14 protein-coding genes are annotated in these 22269 nt (G+C 41.7%); 5 read left to right on the forward strand and 9 right to left on the reverse strand.

The window, feature by feature from the left end:
* Position 1: 1 nt before the first annotated feature.
* Positions 2-919, forward strand: a complete 918-nt coding sequence (locus tag HDF25_RS24840) for a PorP/SprF family type IX secretion system membrane protein (protein ID WP_184629115.1) — start codon at positions 2-4, stop codon at positions 917-919.
* 52 nt (positions 920-971) lie between these two features.
* Here the strand turns inward: HDF25_RS24840 and HDF25_RS24845 are convergent, their stop codons facing one another.
* From HDF25_RS24845 to galA, 3 genes are all read right to left on the reverse strand, one after another.
* Positions 972-1670 (reverse strand): hypothetical protein, encoded by a 699-nt coding sequence (locus HDF25_RS24845; RefSeq protein WP_184629116.1) that lies wholly within the window; start codon positions 1668-1670, stop codon positions 972-974.
* Positions 1671-1843: 173 nt separating this feature from the next.
* A complete protein-coding gene (locus HDF25_RS24850) occupies positions 1844-3292 on the reverse strand; it encodes a S41 family peptidase (RefSeq protein ID WP_184629117.1) in 1449 nt (482 codons plus the stop codon).
* A gap of 33 nt (positions 3293-3325) precedes the next feature.
* Positions 3326-5773 (reverse strand): beta-galactosidase GalA, encoded by a 2448-nt coding sequence (gene galA, locus HDF25_RS24855; protein WP_184629118.1) that lies wholly within the window; start codon positions 5771-5773, stop codon positions 3326-3328.
* Between the two features lie 177 nt (positions 5774-5950).
* On the opposite strand from galA, the gene HDF25_RS24860 reads away from it, so the two are divergent.
* Complete coding sequence (locus HDF25_RS24860; RefSeq protein WP_184629119.1) at positions 5951-6544, forward strand: TetR/AcrR family transcriptional regulator; 594 nt, start codon at positions 5951-5953, stop codon at positions 6542-6544.
* Positions 6545-6596: 52 nt separating this feature from the next.
* The gene (locus HDF25_RS24865) at positions 6597-7595 is read left to right on the forward strand and encodes a hypothetical protein (protein WP_184629120.1); all 999 of its coding nucleotides are present in this window, start codon (positions 6597-6599) and stop codon (positions 7593-7595) included.
* A gap of 24 nt (positions 7596-7619) precedes the next feature.
* Here HDF25_RS24865 and HDF25_RS24870 read toward each other — a convergent pair whose 3' ends face one another.
* The 6 genes from HDF25_RS24870 to HDF25_RS24895 form a co-directional block, all read right to left on the reverse strand.
* A complete protein-coding gene (locus HDF25_RS24870) occupies positions 7620-8984 on the reverse strand; it encodes an aldehyde dehydrogenase family protein (RefSeq protein WP_184629121.1) in 1365 nt (454 codons plus the stop codon).
* The gene (locus tag HDF25_RS24875) at positions 8981-9694 is read right to left on the reverse strand and encodes a gamma-glutamyl-gamma-aminobutyrate hydrolase family protein (protein ID WP_184629122.1); all 714 of its coding nucleotides are present in this window, start codon (positions 9692-9694) and stop codon (positions 8981-8983) included. The genes HDF25_RS24870 and HDF25_RS24875 overlap by 4 nt, the downstream gene beginning before the upstream one ends.
* Positions 9695-9703: 9 nt before the next feature.
* Positions 9704-10852, reverse strand: a complete 1149-nt coding sequence (locus HDF25_RS24880; RefSeq protein ID WP_184629123.1) for an iron-containing alcohol dehydrogenase — start codon at positions 10850-10852, stop codon at positions 9704-9706.
* Positions 10853-10863: 11 nt separating this feature from the next.
* Complete coding sequence (locus HDF25_RS24885) at positions 10864-12222, reverse strand: glutamine synthetase family protein (protein WP_184629124.1); 1359 nt, start codon at positions 12220-12222, stop codon at positions 10864-10866.
* Positions 12219-13535 carry an ethanolamine permease gene (gene eat, locus HDF25_RS24890; RefSeq protein WP_184629125.1) on the reverse strand — a complete coding sequence of 439 codons (1317 nt, stop codon included), beginning with the start codon at positions 13533-13535 and terminating at the stop codon, positions 12219-12221. Before eat ends, HDF25_RS24885 begins: the two co-directional genes overlap by 4 nt.
* A 61-nt stretch (positions 13536-13596) precedes the next feature.
* Positions 13597-14625: an alpha/beta hydrolase family protein gene (locus HDF25_RS24895; RefSeq protein WP_184629126.1), complete on the reverse strand. Its 1029-nt coding sequence runs from the start codon at positions 14623-14625 to the stop codon at positions 13597-13599.
* A gap of 420 nt (positions 14626-15045) precedes the next feature.
* On the opposite strand from HDF25_RS24895, the gene HDF25_RS24900 reads away from it, so the two are divergent.
* Positions 15046-16644 carry an MBL fold metallo-hydrolase gene (locus HDF25_RS24900; RefSeq protein WP_184629127.1) on the forward strand — a complete coding sequence of 533 codons (1599 nt, stop codon included), beginning with the start codon at positions 15046-15048 and terminating at the stop codon, positions 16642-16644.
* An 82-nt stretch (positions 16645-16726) separates the two neighbouring features.
* On the forward strand, positions 16727-22269 hold a 5543-nt coding region (locus HDF25_RS24905; RefSeq protein WP_184629128.1), incomplete at its 3' end, for a non-ribosomal peptide synthetase.

The following is a 22269-nucleotide window of genomic DNA, read 5'->3' on the forward strand; positions in this document are numbered from 1 at the left end:
CATGAGAGTAATGAAATATATGAAGCAAATGGGTCGCGTTATCGTCTTCTTATTTGCAAATACAGTTTTATTTTTAAACACAACCAAAGCACAGATCCAGCCATTAAATGCGCAGTACTTTCAGAACAAATATCTGACTAACCCATCTTTTGCGGGTATAAACAGTGGTTTGAATATCAACGGGAGCTTTCGCAAACAGTGGTCAAATATACCTGGTGCGCCAGTCACTCAGGGGCTGACTATTGATCAGCAGCTGAATAAGGTTGGTTTGGGTATCAATGTGTTTAATGAAAAAGCAGGAAGTATCCAGTTTACAAAGGCAGTAGCCACTTTTGCTTATCATCTGCCTGTAAACGGGGAAGATCAGCAGCTGAATTTTGGTGTTTCCTTTGGAACCAGTAAGGATAGATTTGATTTGAACGAGCTGCATAACAGTGATCCGAATGATCCGTCAATTGCACGTTTCAATGACAGGGGTTATTACCTTGACGGGGATTTTGGTGTTTCCTATACCTCAAAAGGCCTGAATATTGAAGGTGCGTTGCCTAATTTGCGCTCTGTACTCAGAAAGGATGATTTAAGCTATGCAGATAAACCAACTTTTTATTCTGCGATCAGTTATAAATTTGCTCTGGGCAGTGGTTTGAATAGTGTTAATCTGGAGCCTAAGGGAGTATTCAGAGGGATCAAAAATTACAATAATTTATGGGATGCAGGGGCAAATGTGAGCTTCGCTGAAGATAAATTATATGTAATGGGGATGTATCACAGTACCGAAAATGCAACCGTAGGAGTGGGAGTTAATTATTTGTCAAGCGTATATATTATGGCTTACTATAATACAGCAACTTCAGCTATTAAAGGTTATACCGGAGGCGATTTTGAAATTAATGTCCGGTTTAATATCGGAAAGAAATAAATCGTAGTATAGTTATGAAAAAGCCGGTTGATCTATGATCAACCGGCTTTTTTTATTTTGTCTGGATTACTCCGTCTTTGTATGTGATTATTTTATCAACCTTCATTGACGGTTCATAGATGTACTCTACTAAAATTCCGTTATTTGGATTTCCATCCAGGCCGAAAATCATTTCTCCCAATAACTTACCGCCTGTATCATAAAATTTAGCCTTCAATTCAGCAAAATAAGACTCGGCTCTGATTCCATGTATATCTGTATCATATATAGTCTGTTTTACTCTTTCTTCACCCTCATAATCTATCGCAACATTAAAGAGTAAAGATTTGTTTTCATCATCCGGGTCCCCTTTGTACAAGAATGTGGTACGCTTGAGCTGGTCGCCATCTTTATTGGTTCCAGTGAATACTACTCTTCCTTTTTCATCATAGCCAGTACTTTTTCCATTCAACTTACCCTTTTCAAAACGGGATTCTTCGGTAAGTCGTCCGTTTTCAGCGTAGTATTTCACAATACCCTCAAATTTATCTTCTGTCTGAGATAAGGACAGACCCTCGGATTGTAGTTTACCAGATTTGTAGTAATCCTTAAAAAGATATTTTCCGTTTACGAGCTGTGGAAGCGGCCGGTAATAAACCATATTCTCTTTGTCGGTCTGTTCCCAGTCTGCATCGAAATATTTTATTTTTTCCTGTGAGAAGCAATTTGTTGTTAAAAATAAGAGGAAAAGGAGAGAAGTGACTTTTGTCATAGGATGAATAATAATTAAATTAATATCAGTAAATCTTTGTTAAATTCTTGAGTTTTTTTGCCCATTAGACAAGTATGCTGCAATTATACCGTAAATAAGTTGTAAAGGAAAAACAGAGCCTTAAACCTGTTTGTTTTTGAGTTCGGTATCGGGTGTAATACCCCGATATTCAATTAATTATCAGATTGATTTCCTGGCCTGATCAGTTGTAACGCGAATTGTAGTTGGGTGTCCACACCCTTTTTGATATCTGTTGATTTTGGTTTGATTTCAAAATCGGGTTTTATGCCATGATAATAACTTTGTTCACAGGGTAGGTGCAGCTCAACAAAGGAAATACCCAGATCCAGTTTGGAATTGGGCAGGGAGACGTAAGTATGATCAGCTACGAACTTAGTTGTTTGTGCTGGTTCTGTCCCGATGATTTTGCCGAATCCATTACATTTGAATAGGCCAGCAATGATCGCACCCCCTGAAAACGTATGATTGCTAGTCAGCAGATAGGTTTTTCCTTTGAATACGTTGGTTTTTAGGTGCGGCGTAACAGTGATCATCTCTTTGTGGTTGAATTTCAGATAATCTGCTACGATGCCATTTGGCTGGCTCATAATAAATGCTGAATCAACCGGATCACTGTGGTTGGGATCATGGCTAAGGTAGAGGTCCTTCAGGTCTTGGGTGATCTTGTATTTTATACCAGTGTAGAGTTGGTAAGGCTGGTTGGTCAGGTAATTAAACAGACTGTCTGCCATGCGCCCCCGTCCGCCGCCATTTTTGCGGATATCAATGATCAGGTTAGTAATATGGTTTTCCCTGATGACGCTGAAGGTGCTGTCCAGGAAGGTGTCAAATTCTTTGGTCTTAAACATCCTGTTGAAAGTTAGCAGGCCAGTAGTTCGATCTATCATTTTAAATTCAAAATCACTTGCTGTTGTTGAAATGTCTGTCTTGAATTGTTCTTTGGTGATGCCAGAAACAGTTGTGGTTCCGATTTGCCCCGAAGGGTGCTTGTAGCGGATTTGATAACTTTTGTAGGCCCCATACTTAAACCAGTAGAGTTCGTTAAACAGCTGGGCATAGATATCATACAGCGGACTGACATCATTGATCAGTGTGCGGAAATCGGCTGTGAGTGCTAAAGCTGTATGACCATTGATTGATAGTAACTGGTCGCCTTTTCGGATAGGTGAATGGTTCAGTGAATTATTCATTACGAAAATACCATCCTCGTTCATCATCACCATAATTGGGAACACCAGGCCTGTCTTCGTATATGCCTCATAATAGTTTGTTGGGGGATCGATAATGGTGTGGCCATCGCGTAGGGCGGTTACCAGCTGGGAAACGATTACATAAAATTGTAGCCGGGTCAGGGGGTGGGTAATCTGCTTACTGATAGTTTGATACTTGCGAAAAAGCTCGGCTTTGGTAATGTATAAATAAGGATTGATGTGGTTTTCGTTTAATTTTTGATAAGTATAAGCCAGATCCTGTTTCATTTGCAATACACTAAGCCGGTCGGTCGAATCACTAGTATTAGCCTGTCCATGGAATGAATAAGCGGTCAGAATTATAGTTACACAAACGTATTTAATAATCACATTGGTAAAAAAAACTCTCATAATCTAAATATAAGCATTCCGGGCATAAAAAAACTAATTGATCACTGCTACCTCAGGTACCTGAATTGATTTTGTAACCGTGATGTTGATTTTTGCATCTTTCAGCCCTTTTGATCTGGCAATGAGGGTCAAAGTGCCACTGCTATTTGCCTTGCTCTGCAAAATTACTTGTGCAAGACCATTATAAAGTCTTCTTTTGTTTCCTTTTTCGGCCTCATGAGAATTTGGATCACCATTACCCAGACCTATGATGTTTGCAGGCCCCTGAAGCTCAAATTCAACAGGTAAATTGGCTGTTTCCACAGGTCTGTTTTTTGCGTCCAGTACCCTTACCGTTACAGGAACAGCATCCCAGCCCTCTCCGGCAATAGCATTTCTGTCAGCAATCAGCTCCAGTTTAACAGGAGATGTGGTTGTCTCAACGCTTGAGCGGGATACCTCTTTACCAGCTTTATAACCGATTGCTTCCAGTTTTCCAGGATGGTAGGGGACTTTCCAGGTAATCATTTCATATCGGTCAACCGGGCTGTCTTCTATCTGTTTCCCGTTCAGGAAAAGTTTGATCCTGTCTGCATTGCTTAAGGCCATTACACGAATCTGTTTCCCGGTACTATCGGCTGGCCAGTTCCATTGAGGAATAAGTTGCAGGATAGGTTTGTTTTCAACCCATTGTGCCTGGTGAAGATAAAATGCTGCTTTTGGGAAACCACATTGGTCCATGATCCCAAAGCTTGCACCTGCTGTAGGCCATTCAAAAGGCTGCGGCTCACCGCGGTAATCGAAGGCAGTCCAGACAAAACATCCGGCAAGAAATGGCCGTTCAGCAATTGCTTTCCATGTATTACGGTGTGTCTGACCCCATGAAGGATACTGTGTGTCATAAGATTCAATCAGGTGCTTTTGCTTGTCATTGGCATATTCACCACGTGTCATCTGGGCGGAGGCATCTTCTGAACTGGTTAACTTCATTTCAGGATGTTCTTTATGAAAACGATCATAAACGTCTATCTGGTAATTAAATCCAACGACATCAACGGCCTGTGTAACATTGACAGGTTCGAATAGTCCTCCGTTCGCTGCGGCTGTCACCGGACGTGTAGAATCCAGTTTTTTAACGACAGCCGCCATTCTACGAACCATTTCATAACCAATTTCAGTACCCTGCATAGGTTCTTCATTAAAAACCGACCAAAGAATAATAGAGGGATGATTTCTATCCCTTCTGATCATCCATTCCAGCTGACGCATATATTCGGGTGAGGAATTGAAATTGCGGTTTTCGTCCATTACCAGGATCCCAATCCTGTCGCAGGCAGCCAAAAACTCGGCTGAAGGTGGATTATGTGCACAGCGATAACCGTTTACGCCCATTTCTTTTAGTTTTTTCAACCTGAAATCCCAAAGCGAATTGGGAACGGCTACGCCAACACCCGCATGATCCTGGTGACTACATACACCTTTTATCTTTACATGTTTATCATTGAGGTAGAAACCCGAATCTGCGGTAAAACGGATCGTTCTAAAGCCACAACTTGTAGTCAGGTGATCAGTTTCATTGCCATTTTGTTTGATTACTGTCCTGACCTGATATAACGTCGGCTGGTCAATATCCCATAATTCGGGATTGGACACAGCTATTGTTGCTGAAGTGATATTTTGGTTAAGTGGTGTAACTTCTCCATTAGCAGTGCTTTGACCAATGAGATTTCCTTTTTTATCCAGGAGGCTGGTTTCGATAACATAGCTTGCTGTAGTTTTACCTGTATTTTCAACTGTAGCTTGTACTGGTACAGACCAGGAGCCATTTTTAGCCTTAACAGGTTGTGCATATACACCGTCTGTAATCAGGTGCAGGGGAGATTGTTTGACCAGCCAGGTATGCCTGTATATACCAGCTCCTTCATACCACCAGCCTTCCTGTGCATTGGCATCTACGCGAACTGCGATGTTATTGATTTCATCGCCGTATTTGGCCAAAGCAGTAATATCAATATAAAATGAATTATAACCACACCAGTTGCGGTGTACCACAATGCCATTTACCCAAACCGTACAGTTTGTAGCCACACCATCAAATTGCAGTTCAAGGTGTTTACCATTATCGGCTTTTGATAACTTAAAATTACGGCGGTACCAGCCGAAACCTCGCTGACGATATCCCTGGGATACATTAGCTGTAGAATCAAAAGGCGCTTCAACAGCCCAGTCATGGGGCAGGTTAACCGTTCTCCATTTGGTGTCATTATATTCCGGAGCAGCTGCACCCCATGCTTTACCTGCTTTGGCATTACTATAGCTAACCTCGTGGCCCTTGATTTCAGGGAATGGAATATCGCCCAGATTAAACCGCCATCCTTTATCCAATGACAGGCGTTCATGGTTTTCCTTCTCTGTATTAGGTTTAGTTGGATATGCTTTACTATCTGTAAAATAAATGATTATAAGTAGTATTGAAGTTATTTTAAGAAGGTTATTTTTCATTCCTGTGTATTTAGGTGTGGTTCATAAAGAAACAAAATCACTTTAGCATCGTATACTGTGAATTTACCAAAATACTAAGCGATTTTATCTGGTCATGATCTGGTCAAATAGTTTTAATGATTACCCTGTTTCAGAAATATTAGGTAGCATTGCATAAAACATACTAATTAGTATCTTATGAATAAAGCTACACTGACCAGGCTGAATATATTACAAAAGTCATTTGAACTCGTTTATAAAAATGGTTACCAGGCCACCAGTATAGATGATATTATAGCTACGATGAAGGTGACCAAAGGGGCATTCTTTTATCATTTTAAGAGTAAAGATGAAATGGGACTGGCCATGGTTAAAGAAGTTATGCGACCTGGTATGTATGACACATTGATTATACCGCTGGTTGCTGCTGAAGATCCGCTCACAGCTATCTATGAAATGATGGAGGGTTTATTATCGGATACCCTTTTTTTTGATGCCCGGTACGGATGTCCCGCAATGAGTATGATCGCAGAGATGGCGTCGGTCAATGAATCTTTTAGGGAGGAGCTGGGTTTTCAGGTTAAGCAGTGGCAGGAGGCAATGAGCAGCAGTTTAGAAAATGGCCGGAAAAAAGGAATAGTTAAACAAGAAGTGCATCCCGGTCAGGTCGCTTTATTTCTCACAAGCGGCTATGCTGGCATACGCAATACGGGTAAGGTATTTGGAAGAGAGGTCTATGATGTTTACCTGAAGGAACTGAAGATATATCTTGAACAGTTAAGGTGTGATTAAGTAATAAGTATCTGATTGATAAATTTTTAATGTATTGTACTGAAAATAAAAAATGAGGTCTAAAATTGTTGTAGTATTGTTGTTTTTGCTTCCCCTGATCTATTTGCTGTCCCGTAACAGAAACCAGCGAAGCCTGGTGGCAACCCGGATTGATTTTCCCCAAAAACTATCTGCATTTAAACTTTTTACTGGTGAACCGAAAGACTTGATTCCGTCATCGGGTATAGAATTAATAGAGCTTTCTTCTACGCTTTTTACAGATTATGCTAAAAAACAACGTTTGATGAAGCTGCCTCCGGGTTCCCGTATGAGTGTGACTGGAAACGGCCTTCCTCAATATCCTGAAGGCACATTGCTGATCAAGACGTTCTATTATGATAAGGAGGAGAATGATCCTGCTGCAGGAAGACAGCTTGTTGAAACCAGGCTGTTATTGCTGAAAAATGGTCATTGGAACGCAGGGACTTATCGTTGGAATACCCGGCAAAATGAGGCGTTTTATACGAAGGATACTGCTAATGTGGGGGTGACCTGGAAAAACAAGAATGGGCAACTCAGGAAAATAGGATACCATATACCCAGTCAGCAGGAGTGTGTCAGTTGTCACCAGTTTTCGGATGAAATTATGCCTATAGGCCCAAAGGCGATGAATCTGAACAGGACTGTAACCCGTGAAGGAAATCAACTCAACCAGTTGGTTTATCTGCAAAATAAGGGATTGCTTCAATTCAAGACCGGTTTGTCAAAACTGAGTGCTTTGCCTGCTTATGAAGATACCATGGTTGCAACAGCCTATAGAGCCAGAGCTTATATGGAGATCAATTGTGCACATTGTCATAACCCAAATGGACTGGCTTCGGGGAAGTCTTTATTGCTGAATTATAACATGCCGTATGTACATACAGGCATAGCCATTAATCAGAATAATATAGTTGACAGGGTGAGTAGCCTGGGCGCATTTCATATGCCCAAGCTGGGTACAACGGTTATTGATGAAGAAGGAGTAAAGCTGATCAGGGATTATATTAAGCAATTAAATAAGGTTCATTAATTGCTGTTAGTCAGTTTTATATATTTATTTTCTTAGGTGCCATGATTTGGTTTTGGTAAAAGCTCTTAATCCCTGATGAGATAAGGTTGCACCGATACCAGAGTGTTTTCTGCCACTCCAAGGAACGCCAGCGCTTACCCGGTCACAGCAATTCCAGTATCCTGTACCTGAATCAATTTGTTTCAGGATTTGCTTTGCACGGTTCAAATCGTCGGTGTAAACGGCGGCCGTTAAGCCGTACTCAGTGTCCTGCATTAGTTTTGTGGCCTCTGCATCATCCTTTACCTTCATAATGCCTATAATGGGCCCAAAACTCTCTTCCTGCATCACTTTCATGTTGTTGGTTACATGGGTTAATACGGTGGGCTCGAAATTATATCCTTTACCAGGTTTTCGTTTTCCGCCCTGAAGTAGTGTTGCTCCCTGGTCTAAAGCATCTTTAACCTGGTTTTCTAAAACGCTGAGTTGTTCTTTTCGGGTCAGGGCGCCAATATAAACCCCTTCCTCGGTAGGCAGGCCCGATTTCCAGGATTGAACCTCTTTCAGAAAAGAAGCGATGTAGTCATCATAAACCTTTTCGTGGACATAAATACGCTCTACCGCACAACAACTTTGTCCGTTGTTGTAAAAAGCTCCGTCTGCTGTCCCGGCAGCTACTGCATGAATGTCTTTAACATCGTCTGCAACATACAATGGGTCTTTACCGCCTAATTCGAGCTGGCAGGGAACCATTTTTGCTGCCACTCTTTCGTAAATATGCTGGCCTGTGCGGTAAGAACCTGTGAAAAAATAGCCGTCAAAGTCCATATCCAGTAATTGCTCGCCTGTATCTTTAGCGCCTAATGCGATCTGGAAAACCCCGTCAGGTACTCCGGCCAGTTTGAGCAATCTTTCAATTTCCAGACCGGTAAGGGATGCATATTCAGATGGCTTATACATAACGCCATTGCCGGCTAATAAGGCAGGGATGAAAACATTCACACCAACCAGATAGGGGTAGTTCCAGGCAGAGATGTTACAAATTACGCCCAGTGGATCATAAGAGATTGTTTCCTTTAATTCGTCAGTGTTAGTTATCTGTTCATCAGATAGATATTTTTCTGAATTTTCGGTCATCCACTGGATTCTTGCCCTTGCACCATTGATCTCGTTACGGGATTGCTGCAATGGTTTTCCAACTTCGGAAGTAAGCACTGAAGCTAGCTTTTCTTTCTCTGTTTCGAGTAGTTCAGAAAAGTGCCTGATGACTTTTATCCTTTCGGTAAGGTCTTTTTTTGCCCAGTCTTTAGAGGACGTCTTTAATAGCTGAAGCTTTTGGTTCAGTGAAGCTTTGTTATCTTCCTGTAATGTCGTTATGATTTCTTCTGTAGCCGGATTGATGATGTTCATTTTGCCTGTTTTTTCACTTCCTCTATAAACTGTTCTTTAAGTTTTTGAGATAGCGGGTTTATCTCTTTTTCTTTCATTCTTTCGGGGTGCCACTGCACCGCGAGCATAAAAGCTTTGCCTGTCTTGTCTTTGAATTCCAGTCCTTCGATAAGTTCGTCCGGAGAAACTGAGTAGGAATTAGCTATTAAATTGTCACTTAAGTTGTTTAATGTAACTCCTTGATGGTGTGCGCTATTGACTATTCCTGTTTTTACGTTTGTTATAGCGTATAACATAGAGTTATGACTTATATCGACCTGATGGATCCTATCTTCGGTGGTTTTTTTGTGGATATCATTTGCCTTTCCAATGTCTTCGAGAACTCTTCCTCCTTCCAGGATATTGATGTATTGCATACCTCTGCAGATTCCTAAAACAGGTATTAGATGTGCTTGTGAATATTCATAAATCAGCTTCTCAAAAAGATCCCTTTCCGGCAGGAATTCTGTGGGTTTGTTCGGGTAGTCTGGAGCGCCCTGATAAAAAGAGGGCTCTACGTCAATGCCGCCGGTCAGTACAAAACCAGCACAGGTTTCAATGTCTTTGGTATTGTTCTTTTCGAAGGAAAGTTCAACCAGCTCAAGTTCATTGCCCAGGTCAGTATCGGTGAACCAGTTCCAGTAATTCTGGAAATTAGTTTCGGTATAACTTATTCCGATTTTCTTCTTCATCAGCTTTGCTTAAAGTGCTTTTAGATATAGCTGTTTAAAATCTTCCCTGCTCACTGGTTTTGGATTATTAGGATGCGCAAAATCGGCCAGGGCTAAATCAGCTAAGGTTTCAATATGCTCTGGTTTTACGCCAATCTCACTCAGGGTGTGCGGGATGTTTACTTTTGAATTGAGCTCTGAAAGATACCTGACTACGGCTGCACCAGTTTCCTCTTTGAGCTCCAGTGTTCTGGCGATACGTCTGAACCGGTCTTCAAATCCTGCAACGTTAAATTCCATTCCATAGGGAAGGTTCACGGCATTGGCTAGTCCGTGGTGGGTGTCCAATAAAGAAGAAAGCGGATGCGCCAGGGAATGCACAACACCTAAGCCTTTTTGAAAAGCAATAGCACCCATCATCGAGGCCATCAGCATTTTACTTCTGCTGGCTATATCCGGGCGGTTGGTTGCTGGCTCAATAGCGTCTTTAATCAGGTAAATCCCTTCCAGGGCAATCCCGTCGCATAATGGATGCGGGTTTTTTGCTAAAAAGGCTTCGAGATTATGTGTCAGTGCATCCATGCCTGTTGCGGCTGTTATAAACGGAGGTAAGTCCATGGTTAACAGTGGGTCTGCAAAGACAATCTTAGCCATCAGTTTAGGTGAGAACAGGATCTTTTTCTGATGTGTCACGTCGTCGGCGATGATAGCGCTACGGCCCACTTCGCTTCCTGTACCTGCTGTAGTAGGAACGGCTATGAAATGAGGAACATCATTCGTGACGTAAATATCTCCGCCGATCAGATCGTCATATTTGAACAGATCCTCTCTGTGGTTTACTCTCAGTACAATGGAACGAGCCACATCTATAGCTGCACCACCACCAATTCCGATAATACAATCTCTTGAAGTATTATCCCATACCTCCGTGCCTTTGTATACATCACTTTTAACGGGGTTTTTGTGAATGTCGCTAAAGACTTCGACCGAAAGGTGATGTGTCTGCAGATCGCTTATAATTGCCTTAAAAAAGGATAAGCCGGCTATAGTTGGATCTGTTACGATCATTGGTCTTTTTAAACCGTTTTGCTGAAGGTAAGCCGGCAGTTCCTGAATTGCCCCGGCTCCGAAACGAATAGTAGTCGGAAAATTATACTGATATACTTTATCAAATGTCATGGCTATTGTATTTAAATAATTTCGAAATATCGTTTAAGCTCCCAGTCAGTCACCACTTTAGCGTATTGTTTCCATTCCCATTCCCTGGTTAACGTAAAATGTTCGACAAACTGTTCACCAAATAATTCTTTAGCTATGGGTGATTGTTTCATCCGCTGAGTGGCTTCATGCAGGTTCTGCGGTAAAACTCCGTGGGAGAGGTCTTTATACCCATTCCCTTTGGTGGCGGGTTGCTGTAGTTTGATTTTATGTTTGATGCCATATAAGCCTGCTGCTAAACAGGCCGATAAAGCGAGATAAGGGTTCGTGTCTGATCCAACGACCCTGGTTTCGAGCCTTGTGGCCTTAATGCTACCCGGCAGAGCCCGTAAAGCAACGGTTCTGTTGTCAATACCCCAGGTTAAGGTTGTAGGGGCCCATGCGCCTTCAACGAGTCTTTTGTAGCTGTTTACTGTGGGGGCGATCATGGGTAGAATATGCGGAAGACAATAGAGCTGACCGGCGATGTAGTTTTTCATCAGTTCGCTCATTTTTTCCGGATCACTTTCTTCGTAAAAGAGATTCTTTTTAGCGTTCTTATCCCAGAGGCTTTGATGGACGTGGCCGCTGCAACCAGGAAGATCTTCACTGAATTTGGCCATAAAGGTAGCCATGATGCCGTATTTGTAGGCAATTTCCTTGACTGCAGTCTTAAATAATATAGCCTGATCTGCTGCCTGCAACACAGGGGCGTATTTTATCGCGGCCTCGTAAACTCCTGGGCCAGTTTCGGTATGCAGGCCCTCAATGGGTACGCCAAATTTGGTCAGCAGATCAAACAGATCATTCATGTACTCGCTGCCTAAGGAACTGCGCAGAATAGAATAACCAAACATGCCTGGAGTCAAAGGTTTGAGGTTTTTGAAACCTTTTTCATGTGCACTTTCTGGAGTCTCGGCAAAGTTAAACCATTCAAATTCCTGCGAAAAATAGGGCAGGAAACCTGCTTGCTGGGCTTCCGTCTGTATTTTACGCAGCAATTGACGCGGACAGGTGTAAGCAGGTGTATCCTGGTGGTCCAGAAAGTCGCCCAGGAAAAATGGGATGTCGTTTTCCCAGGGGATCTGGCGGAAGGTGTCCAGGTCCAGTTTAACCAGTGCATCGGGATATCCGGTATGCCATCCTGTGAATTTTACATTGTCATAGGCTACATCACCTACGTCCCATCCAAAGGTGACATCGCAAAATCCGATGCGGCCTTCCATAACGGAGGCAAATTTCTCCGCCGAAATATACTTTCCTCTTAACACGCCGTCAATATCGGCTATAGCCACTTTGACTTTGTTCGCTGGGTGTTCTTTGATATACGCTAATATTTCTTGTACTGTCATTGATCAACTGGTTTAAGGAGTTTATACAACAAAAAGGCAATTCCGATTATAGAAAAATAGATCAGACCTAGCTTGATGTTAAAGATGAACATGGCTATGATCGACCCGGTAGCGATGATTAAAGAGATGACTGGCAAGGCAGGGTAAAGAGGAACACGGAAAGGGCGGTGCAGTTCTGGTTCCCGGTTTCTTAAAACAATGATCGAAATCATGGAAATGATATACAGGGTCAGCGCTCCGAATACTGAGATAATAATGATTTCGGAGGTTTTACCGGATAACAAAGCAAAAATGCCAATGACCATGTTTCCAAACAGCGCATTTGCCGGAGTCTGGAATTTTGGAGAAATTTTTCCCAGAAAGGAAGGAATGTTGTGAGCACGTCCCATTTCATAAGTGGAGCGTCCGGCCGCCAGGATCAGCCCATGAAAAGAAGCTACAAGGCCAAACAAACCCACGGTAATCAGTAAATGATACATCAGGTGGTTGCTTCCTGTGATTTTTGCCAGTGCCAGAGGGAGCGGGGAGTCTGAAGTTTCGCCGCTGATGCCGTTTTTGTAGACGATGGCTTCCCATCCGGCAATACCTGTGGCTGCTATGAAAATGAGGACACATAAGACAACAAGGGTGAATATGGCCCAGCCAAAGCCTTTACTGATGTCCTTTTGAGGATTTTTGGTTTCTTCGGCAACATTTGCCAGTCCTTCTATACCGAGAAAAAACCAGATGGCAAAGGGTATCGCTGCCAGCGCACCATCCCACCCATTAGGGAAAGAATTGTGCGTCAGGTTTGAGAGTTGAATTTTAGGAAGGGCAATGCCTGAAAAGAGCAATAATTCACCTACAGCGAGAACGGTGACAATGACTTCGAATGAAGCCGCAGCTTTAATACCATAAATATTGAGTGCGGTGAAGATGAGATAAATGACGATTGCACTGGCCAGGATAGGAACAGTTGGGAAAAATGCATTAAAGTAGGCTCCGATGGCAAAAGCAATAGCGGGTGGGGCCAGGATGAATTCGACGATTTGAGCGATACCTGCTATAAAGCCGATGTTGTTGCCCATGGCTTTGTTGGCGTAATCAAATACTCCTCCTGCTTTTGGAATTGCACAGGCCAGTTCTGCGTAGCTGAAAGTAAAAGTTACATACATCAGGGCAATGACAACTGTGGCAATTGCCATGCCGCCTGTACCGCCTTTTTCAAGGCCCAGATTCCAGCCGAAGTACATCCCTGAAATCACATAACCTACTCCAAGTCCCCAAAGCATAAATGGAGTCAGTGTTTTCTTTAACCCCTTAGGTTCTGTCATTTATGCTATGTTTAGTATGGAACTAAATATAATATAAAGTATTTTAAAAAGTCATTTCAGATTAACTTTTTCTTGTTGCTAACCAGTTAAAAGCAAATTGATGTACTTCATCACTTCGGTCAACCTTGGTTTCTTTTCCATCTTTTACCGTGATTTCCTGAAATCCATGGTTGCTGTTCGGATAAACTTTATAAGTGAGATTCTTTTTGCCTCTTCTCAAAAATTCCAGTTTAGCATAGTCTATATCAATAATGGTCTGATTGTTATCTTTTCCTCCAGCGACATATAAAATAGGAATATCAAGCTTAAGCATGTTTTCCAGAGGGGTGAATTGGGAGAAACTGCTCCATTTGAAGTAGGTTGCCCCAAACCATTTTTTATCAGTGGCTTTGGGATTAGCATAAATCTTTTCATATACCGTATATAATGAATCGACTATTTGCTGGCCCTGCTCCTGAGTGATTTTATTTCTGTCGGCATCAAGCCTGGCATTGATTATAAAATCATACAGCTGATTTTGTGCATTTCCGACAAAGCAAACTATTTGGGTAACTTTTTTATTAAGTACTGCGACCATAGGAGCGACCTGAGATCCTTCGGAATACCCCATTACAACAATGTGTTTTTTGTCAACTGGAATTTTCCTGATCAGGTAGTCAATGGCTTTTGATGCAGCGCCCGCACGCCATTGCAGGCTATAGAGACGATTATAAATCTCATTCTCCGGATAAAATGGCTTACCTGATTCATAATGCAGGCTATCGCTAAAAGGCGTTCCAGGTTTGCTAATAAATACAATAGTGTAGTCCCTGGAATATTTTATGAAATCGAAAGCAATGGAGGTGTTATAATTTCCAGAGCTTTTACGGTAAAACAACGGATAATTACCAGAGCCATCAATATAAATCAGCAATGGTTTTTTTGCTGCCCCATTTGTTTTGGTTACATGGATGAGAACAGTTCCTAATTGCTTGTCTGCAAGTGTATAATGTTCAAAGTACTTTTCCCAGGGACTTTGCGCATGGGACCTGAGGCTTCCCAGAAGCAATAGGAGTACTGCTATTAATTTTAATGAAGAAGAGTTATTCATCTGAGTTTATTTTCTGAGGCTCATTGGCCAGTGTAACATTCCATTATACCAAGTATACTATTTTTCACGCAAATCCTTACGGCTAATTTCAGTCAGTTTTTAGAAATAACTAAATCTGTTTTGATGTCTTCTATTAGTGGTGATGGCAACTAGCCAGTCTGGTAATGGTGGGTTTTTCTAGATTAACAATGATGTTACCAGTATTTGAAAATATATTTCAATAATATGTAATTATTATTTGTTTTTACGGTTTTTCTATGTGAAATTGTGTTTATTAATTAATTATTATTGACCTACTTAGTGTAAAAAATACCTTATCCGTAAGCTTTGTAACAAGAATATTAGTTTGTAATTTGTAAAAATCAAATAATTATAATATTGTTTATCTTAAAGTTAAATTAACCTGTAATTAACATCCCAATGAAAAACATCGAAGTATTTCTTAAACCCAACGTCGTAATGGAGCCATTAATAGACAGATGGTATGCATGGAGTCACCTTATTTCTCCTGCAACTGCTGCTATGAATATAGCTGGCAGGCACCTTACTATAATGGAGTCTTATTTAATGGCACCGGAGCTTCATGCCGAGGCCGTCCTGAATCCCAAATTAAGAGGGGGCCCTTTTATGGACATACCTGTTGAAAGAGCTGAAGAAGTAAAAGTTATATATGAAGACACGTTATCGAGACAACAATCTGTATTGGGATTTTCAAAAGCAGTAAATAAATTAGATAAACTCTTAAAAGCTGATGCGACAGGTTTTGCAATGGAAGAGCTGTATGCCAATGTCCCTGAAGAACTTAAAGGATATGTAGAGTTGTATTACGATCGCAACAATAATGGAGGGTTCAGGTTCTTTGAACCTCTTTTATATGATAGTGCCTATTATAATAAAAGTTCTCAAAGTATGGCCTTCTGGATTACCGATAATGATCACAGACCTTTTTGTTTAAGTACGCCAAGATTAAATGACGAGCGTACCCTGAATTTAGAAATTCCGTTTGATCATGCTGGTATCGATGAACTGGCCAAAATGAAGAGAAGCCCTAAATCAATGGAATACATTAAAGAAATACTGGGCATTACTGAAGATCAGTCGGCGCTTTTTGAGACTTTCTTTACCACAACCCCTCCGCCTGTGTATGAGAAGTATACAGGTGATAAGATCCGGATGCGGTATTTTGGACATGCTTGCATACTTGTAGAGACCAAGGATATCAGCATATTGGTTGATCCGCTGATCAGTTATTATGGATATCATTCTGAGGTAGATCACTTCTCGGATGAAGATCTTCCTGATACTATTGACTATGTACTGATAACGCATAACCATCAGGACCATATCCTGTTTGAAACATTATTGCCTTTACGCCATAAAATTAAAAATATCATAGTGCCTAATACCTGCAGTGGAAAACTTCAGGATCCGGATTTAAAACTGATGTTTAATCATATTGGTTTTCATAACGTGACCTCCATCAATGAAATGGAGTCCATCAAATTTGCCGATGCAGTGATTACAGGAATGCCTTTTACAGGCGAACACAGCGACTTGAATATCTTAACGAAGGCTTGTTATTTTGTACAGTTCGGAGGTTTTAAAATAGCCTTTTTTGCCGATTCAAGGATCATGGAACCACAATTGTATGCCCACGTTCAGAAGAAACTGGGGGATATTGATGTTATTTTCCTGGGAATGGAATGTGATGGTGCCCCTTTATCGTGGTTGTACGGACAATTGCTTACCCAAAAGCTGCCCCGGGACCAGGATAACAGCAGAAGACTGTCAGGTTCTGATTGTAAAAAAGGAATGTCCCTGGTGAATATCTTCAATCCCAAAGAAGTTTACGTTTATGCAATGGGCCAGGAGCCCTGGGTTGAATTTATAAGTAGTATCAAATATACTGATGAATCAAATCCGATTGTTCAATCCAACAAGTTGATAGAAGAGTGTAAAAGCAGAGGAATTGTTGCTGAACGATTATTTGGAGAAAGAGAAATATTATATAACAAATAACTGGTTTCCCCGGCCAGCACACATTTTACCAGAATCATATCTACCAACCCCACAACCTATGGGGATAAAAAAACAAATCCAAATGACAACTTATTCTAATAAATTTCCATTGCATCCTGCTCAACAGGATGTATATATTGATCAGTTATTTAATTCGGACAGTCCGCACTACAATATCAATTGTTACTTTAAAATTACCGGCGCATTGGCCGTTGATAAATTTATCGAGGCTGTAATTTCTTCTCATGCTGTTTTTGATGTTTTTAAAATGGCTATCGGAGCAGATGATTTTGTTCCCAATTATGAGTTAGTTGATGATGACCGCCTGAGCGTTCAGCGCATTGATTTCAGTCATCAAGATCATCCCGCCGAATCTATTCGCCAATGGATACATAACGAGGGTAATCAACCTTTTGTAATTGAAAAATCAAACTTACTTGTAGAACAACATTTACTCAGGGTATCGGATACTGAACACTATTATCACTTTAAATTCCATCATATGCTTTTTGATGGCTATAGTGTTAAAATCTGGTCAAATTATATTTCCAGGAAATACAAGAGCCTGTTGAATAATGATGGTGAAGTCTTTACAGCGCCTTCCTATTTATCAGCAATAGAAAAGGCCATCGCTTATAAACAGTCCGATGCCTATAAAGCCAGTGGTGTATATTGGAAGGATAAAATTGGCGCTAAACCATCCTCTGTCCTTCAGCGCAGATTTGATGTGATTAATAAATCTGGAAAAGAAAGTGCCCTTTATATTTATGCACTACAAAGTGATGAACAAAGACAATTAGAGCAGTTAGCCACTAATTGCGGGGTGAGTATCCAGCATTTAACGATAGCTGCAATGGCCATCTATCTGGCAAAAATGTATGGACAGGAGACCTCTTTTTTTGGAACACCATCTCATAAGAGAAAGCAAAAACAACTCAGAGAGATTTTAGGGATGTTTTCGGGAATAGTTCCGGTTAAAGGAACTTATCAGTCTGAGATTAAACTCATAGATTTTATAAAAAGTATCAGCCGTTCTCAAAGAACAGATCATAGTCATCTTGAATATCTGGTCAGTGATTTAAGCAGGGATTTTAAACATGATCCTGTAGACGGGCCATTCTTTGAAATTATTGTCAATTATGTGGTGTTTGGCGAATTGCTTGATTTAGGGCCGGATATCCAGACAGCCTATTCATTGGCTTATAGCGAATATCAAAAGGCCCCTTTAGAAATCATGTGGCTCGAATATGGAGATAAACAGCCTTTGGAACTTAGTATAGGATTCCGATACGAGTACTTTCAGTTAGCTGAAATTGAGTTGCTTTTGAAAGAATTATTATCCATCCTTAAACAGTTTGATCAGAAGCTTGAACAACCTGTCGGAAATATTCAGGTTAACGCCGGAATGGGAATTCCTGCATTTGTGAAAGCAGGCAGCAATCCGGTAAGCAGGAACGAGGCTACAAAAGAGAAACTAGAAAAAACATATGCTGATTGCCATTTAAAAGATATCAGGGAGCAGGCAAAAACAAATGATCTTTCTTTAGATGGCCTATTTTTAGGGGCTTATCTATTTGTACTGGACCTGTTTTCAGATCAGGACGAAATCAACCTGAATATATCGATAAATAGTGGAGAAATTGATGAAAGTAATGTGGTTTTCAGCCATAAACGGGCGGTGGATTTCTCTACCTGGCAAGCTTATTTTGCAAAGGTCGAACAGGGTTTGTCTGAGCTCAGAAAGCGTAAAACTGCCTTTTCTGGTATTAAAATTACAAGTGGTTACCTGGATTGCCTGATCAGTCCGGAAGAAGGTCTGCTGTTTGTCAGTTATGAACTGAGCGGAGCACTTAAAGGTGGTAAAACACTGACTGATGTTCAACTTTATTTTGAGCAGGTGCTAAATGCTTACAGGAACCATTATGATGAGCAGGTTATAGCTGTTTCGGTGTTGCCTGCACAGGAACTGAGTTTATTAAACAATTTTAACCGGACAGATTTTGCTTATCCGCATGACAAGACACTGGTAGAACTATTCCAGATGCAGGCTGAGCAAACCCCGGATGCAGTTGCAGTGGTCTATTCTGATCAGCAGTTAACTTACAGGGAACTTGACGAGCAAAGTAATCAGTTTGGAAATTATCTTCGCCGGGCAGGTGTCCGCGAAGAGATGCTGGTGCCAGTTTGTATAGATCGTTCTCTGGATATGATCATGAGTATCCTGGGTATTCTGAAAGCTGGCGGAGCTTATATTCCGGTTGATCCGGAGTATCCTGAGGATCGTATCAGTTTTATGATTGATGATGCAGGCGCGACTATTGTAGTTTGCAGTGAGGATACCAAAGCTTTACTGGCTTATCATGCAGGGATCCGGGTGATTTCAATAGATGGCGACCGGGAACTGATCTCGCAGGAATCATGGTCACCAGTGCCGGCTATTCTTCGCGCAGATAATTTGTGTTATGTCATGTATACTTCAGGTTCTACCGGCAGGCCTAAAGGCGTAATGATTGCGCATAGAAATGTAATCAATCTGGTCAGTGACCGTCAACGGACTTTAAAGGTAGCTCCTGGTGATAGAGTGGCCTCATTTACAAATTACACTTTTGACCCTTTTGTAGAGCAGTTGTTCGTGGCTTTGCTGCACGGTGGAAGACTGGTACTCATACCCAGGGAAGTATTGCTGGATAGCAATGCGGTTCTTGCTATTCTGGAAAGAGAGCAGGTTACTTATGTGCTAAATACACCTGGTTTTTTAAGTAATATACCTCCGGAAAAGCTTCCGGGTAGCCTGAGAGACCTGATGGCTGGTGGAGATCGTTGTACGACTTTACTGGCGCAGTGTTTTACCACGCGTCCGGGACTGAAGTTTTCCAATGCCTATGGTCCGACTGAGTGTACAATAACTTCTACGGTCTATCACTACGATGAAAATGATGATAATGGCGAGTATTTGCCGATTGGTAAACCGGTAGGCAATACGCAGATCTATATACTGGGGCCAGGAGGTAATTTATTGCCCTTAGGAATACCTGGTGAGATTTATATAGGTGGCGACGGTGTGGCACGTGGTTATTTGAACCGTGAAGAATTAACGAGAGAGCGTTTTATTCCGGATCCTTTTAATACAACAACCGGAGGTCGATTATATAAGACGGGCGATGTAGGCAGGTGGCTTGGAGATGGAAATATTGAATTCCTGGGACGGATAGATGACCAGGTTAAGGTACGCGGATATCGTATTGAGCTGGGTGAAATTGAAAATGCAGTTCAGCAGAGTGGTTTGGTTGCACAGTGCGTGGTCATTGTCCGTGCGGATGAATTTGGCAGTAATCAGCTTGTTTGTTATGTAGTTCCGGACGGGGGCTTTAGCAGGGAGAGTCTGGTGACTTATCTGGAAACCCGGGTACCGGAGTATATGGTGCCAAGGCTAATTGTAGAGATGGATGTATTCCCGCTGACTTCTCATGGTAAGGTGAATAAAAAAGCATTACCTGCAGTAACTGCCAAAGATCAGTTAAACAGGAGTTATGTCCCTGCCAGTAATGAGATTGAATCGCTGTTAATCGGTATCTGGGAGGAGCTGCTTCAATTATCTCCTATAGGAATTAATGACAACTTTTTAGAGCTGGGCGGTCATTCTTTACTGGCCATGCGGGTGAGTGGTTACATCCGAAAGAGACTGGATGTGAATGTCCCGGTAAAGAACATATTCCAGTGTAAAAATATAGAGAAACTGGCAGCATACATTGCCGCAAACAGAATTGCTGATCCGGATCATTTACCTATTCCGGTTAATGGGTCAAAAGAACAGATTCCTTTATCTTATGGACAGGAGGGACTTTGGCGGATAGATCAGCTGAGTGGAAGTACGCAATATCATATGCCTTTATACTTCCGGTTATCCGGGGTATTCAGTGTTGAAGCATTGGAGCAGTCTATTAATGAAGTCATTAATCGTCATGAGATATTGCGGACAGTAATCCATCAGGACGGCTCAGGGCAACCTTTTCAGGTGATTACAGCAAAAGACAACTGGTCACTGGACAGGATTACCGATTATCAGGGAGGTGAAGCAGGTTTAACAGGTTTGCTGTCATCTTTGTCTTCGGTACCTATGGATTTACATGCTGACCACATGTTGCGTGGACACCTGGTCCGACTGTCAGAACAGGAACATGTACTGGTCATCGTTCTGCATCATATTGCCGCTGATGGATGGTCGTTATCTGTACTGGTCAGAGAACTGGTTTCCCTATATCAGACTTATACGGATGGTTTAAAAGCAGAGCTTCCTGCACTTCCATTACAATATAGTGATTATGCCATCTGGCAGCGTTCACAGGAAGATTCGTGGGATGCAGATCTGACTTACTGGAAAGACCGTTTGGACGGAGTTAATCAGCTTGATTTACCTACAGATTATCCAAGGCCAGCTATACAAAGCACTAAAGGATCAAGCTCAGTGTTTAAGATCGATGCAGAATTGTCTGCAAGTCTGAAGCTATTATCGCGTCAGCATGATGTGACGCTGTACATGACCATGTTATCTATCTTTAAGGTTCTGCTTCATCGTTATACTCATCAGGACGATATTTGTGTAGGTAGCGTGATTGCAGGCCGCACACGTCATGAACTGGAAGGACTGGTCGGCTATTTTGCCAATACGCTGGCGTTGCGGAGTAATCTGGGTGGTAACCCTTCTTTCCTGAGTTTGCTTCAACAGGTCAAAGACATGACTCTTGGAGCTTTTGAACATCAGGATGTACCTTTTGAGCGTGTTGTCGAGGCTGTTGGTCAGGAACGTGACAAAAGCCGTAACCCTTTGTATCAGGTTATTTTTACTGTGCAGAATATACCTGATGTACCTGAATTCAGCCTGGGAGAGGCTGTTTTGTCAGAATACCGGACAGAACGGGAGACCAGTCAGTTTGATTTGAACATCGCTGTAGTAGAAGCGGCAGATGGAATAGAGATTCAGGTTGAATATTGTACTGATCTGTTTAGCAAGGATACGATAGACCGGATGTTTACGAATTACCAGGAACTGATTGGTTCAATTGTATCATCACCTTTACAACAGATTGGTGAGCTTCCGATACTGGATGAATTACAGCAGCAACATTTGTTATATGATTTCAATGCAACTACTGTCGCTTATCCAGATGATCAGACTGTAGTTGATTTGTTCAGTGCTCAGGTTTTGCGTAGCCCTGATGCTATTGCACTGGTTTATTCAGATCAGCAGCTGACTTACCGCGAACTGGATCAGCAGAGTAACCAGTTAGGGCATTATCTGCGTCAGGCAGGAGTCAAAGAAGATATCCTGGTGCCGATCTGTATAGACCGTTCCATTGATATGATGATTGGTGTACTGGGTATTTTAAAGGCTGGAGGAGCTTATGTGCCAATCGATCCGGAATATCCAAAGGAACGAATTACCTACATGCTTGCAGATACAGCAGCTAGTTTAGTTTTAAGCAATGAAGCTAACCGGGCACTGCTGGATAATTATGCTGGTGTTCGTGTGATTTCTATTGACGGAGACCAGAAGGCTATTGATGAGAGTTCATCTGATCCGGTAATTAATAGTCTTATTGTTAGTAATTTATGTTATGTGATGTA

It is taken from the genome of Pedobacter cryoconitis (assembly GCF_014207135.1).
Taxonomy (GTDB): domain Bacteria; phylum Bacteroidota; class Bacteroidia; order Sphingobacteriales; family Sphingobacteriaceae; genus Pedobacter; species Pedobacter cryoconitis_D.

Bases quoted from the DNA above. Each gene is read 5' to 3' on its own strand.
- HDF25_RS24840 (WP_184629115.1), top strand. From the start codon at position 2: ATGAGAGTAATGAAATATATGAAGCAAATGGGTCGCGTTATCGTCTTC.
- HDF25_RS24845 (WP_184629116.1), bottom strand. From the start codon at position 1,670: ATGACAAAAGTCACTTCTCTCCTTTTCCTCTTATTTTTAACAACAAAT.
- HDF25_RS24850 (WP_184629117.1), bottom strand. From the start codon at position 3,292: ATGAGAGTTTTTTTTACCAATGTGATTATTAAATACGTTTGTGTAACT.
- galA (WP_184629118.1), bottom strand. From the start codon at position 5,773: ATGAAAAATAACCTTCTTAAAATAACTTCAATACTACTTATAATCATT.
- HDF25_RS24860 (WP_184629119.1), top strand. From the start codon at position 5,951: ATGAATAAAGCTACACTGACCAGGCTGAATATATTACAAAAGTCATTT.
- HDF25_RS24865 (WP_184629120.1), top strand. From the start codon at position 6,597: ATGAGGTCTAAAATTGTTGTAGTATTGTTGTTTTTGCTTCCCCTGATC.
- HDF25_RS24870 (WP_184629121.1), bottom strand. From the start codon at position 8,984: ATGAACATCATCAATCCGGCTACAGAAGAAATCATAACGACATTACAG.
- HDF25_RS24875 (WP_184629122.1), bottom strand. From the start codon at position 9,694: ATGAAGAAGAAAATCGGAATAAGTTATACCGAAACTAATTTCCAGAAT.
- HDF25_RS24880 (WP_184629123.1), bottom strand. From the start codon at position 10,852: ATGACATTTGATAAAGTATATCAGTATAATTTTCCGACTACTATTCGT.
- HDF25_RS24885 (WP_184629124.1), bottom strand. From the start codon at position 12,222: ATGACAGTACAAGAAATATTAGCGTATATCAAAGAACACCCAGCGAAC.
- eat (WP_184629125.1), bottom strand. From the start codon at position 13,535: ATGACAGAACCTAAGGGGTTAAAGAAAACACTGACTCCATTTATGCTT.
- HDF25_RS24895 (WP_184629126.1), bottom strand. From the start codon at position 14,625: ATGAATAACTCTTCTTCATTAAAATTAATAGCAGTACTCCTATTGCTT.
- HDF25_RS24900 (WP_184629127.1), top strand. From the start codon at position 15,046: ATGAAAAACATCGAAGTATTTCTTAAACCCAACGTCGTAATGGAGCCA.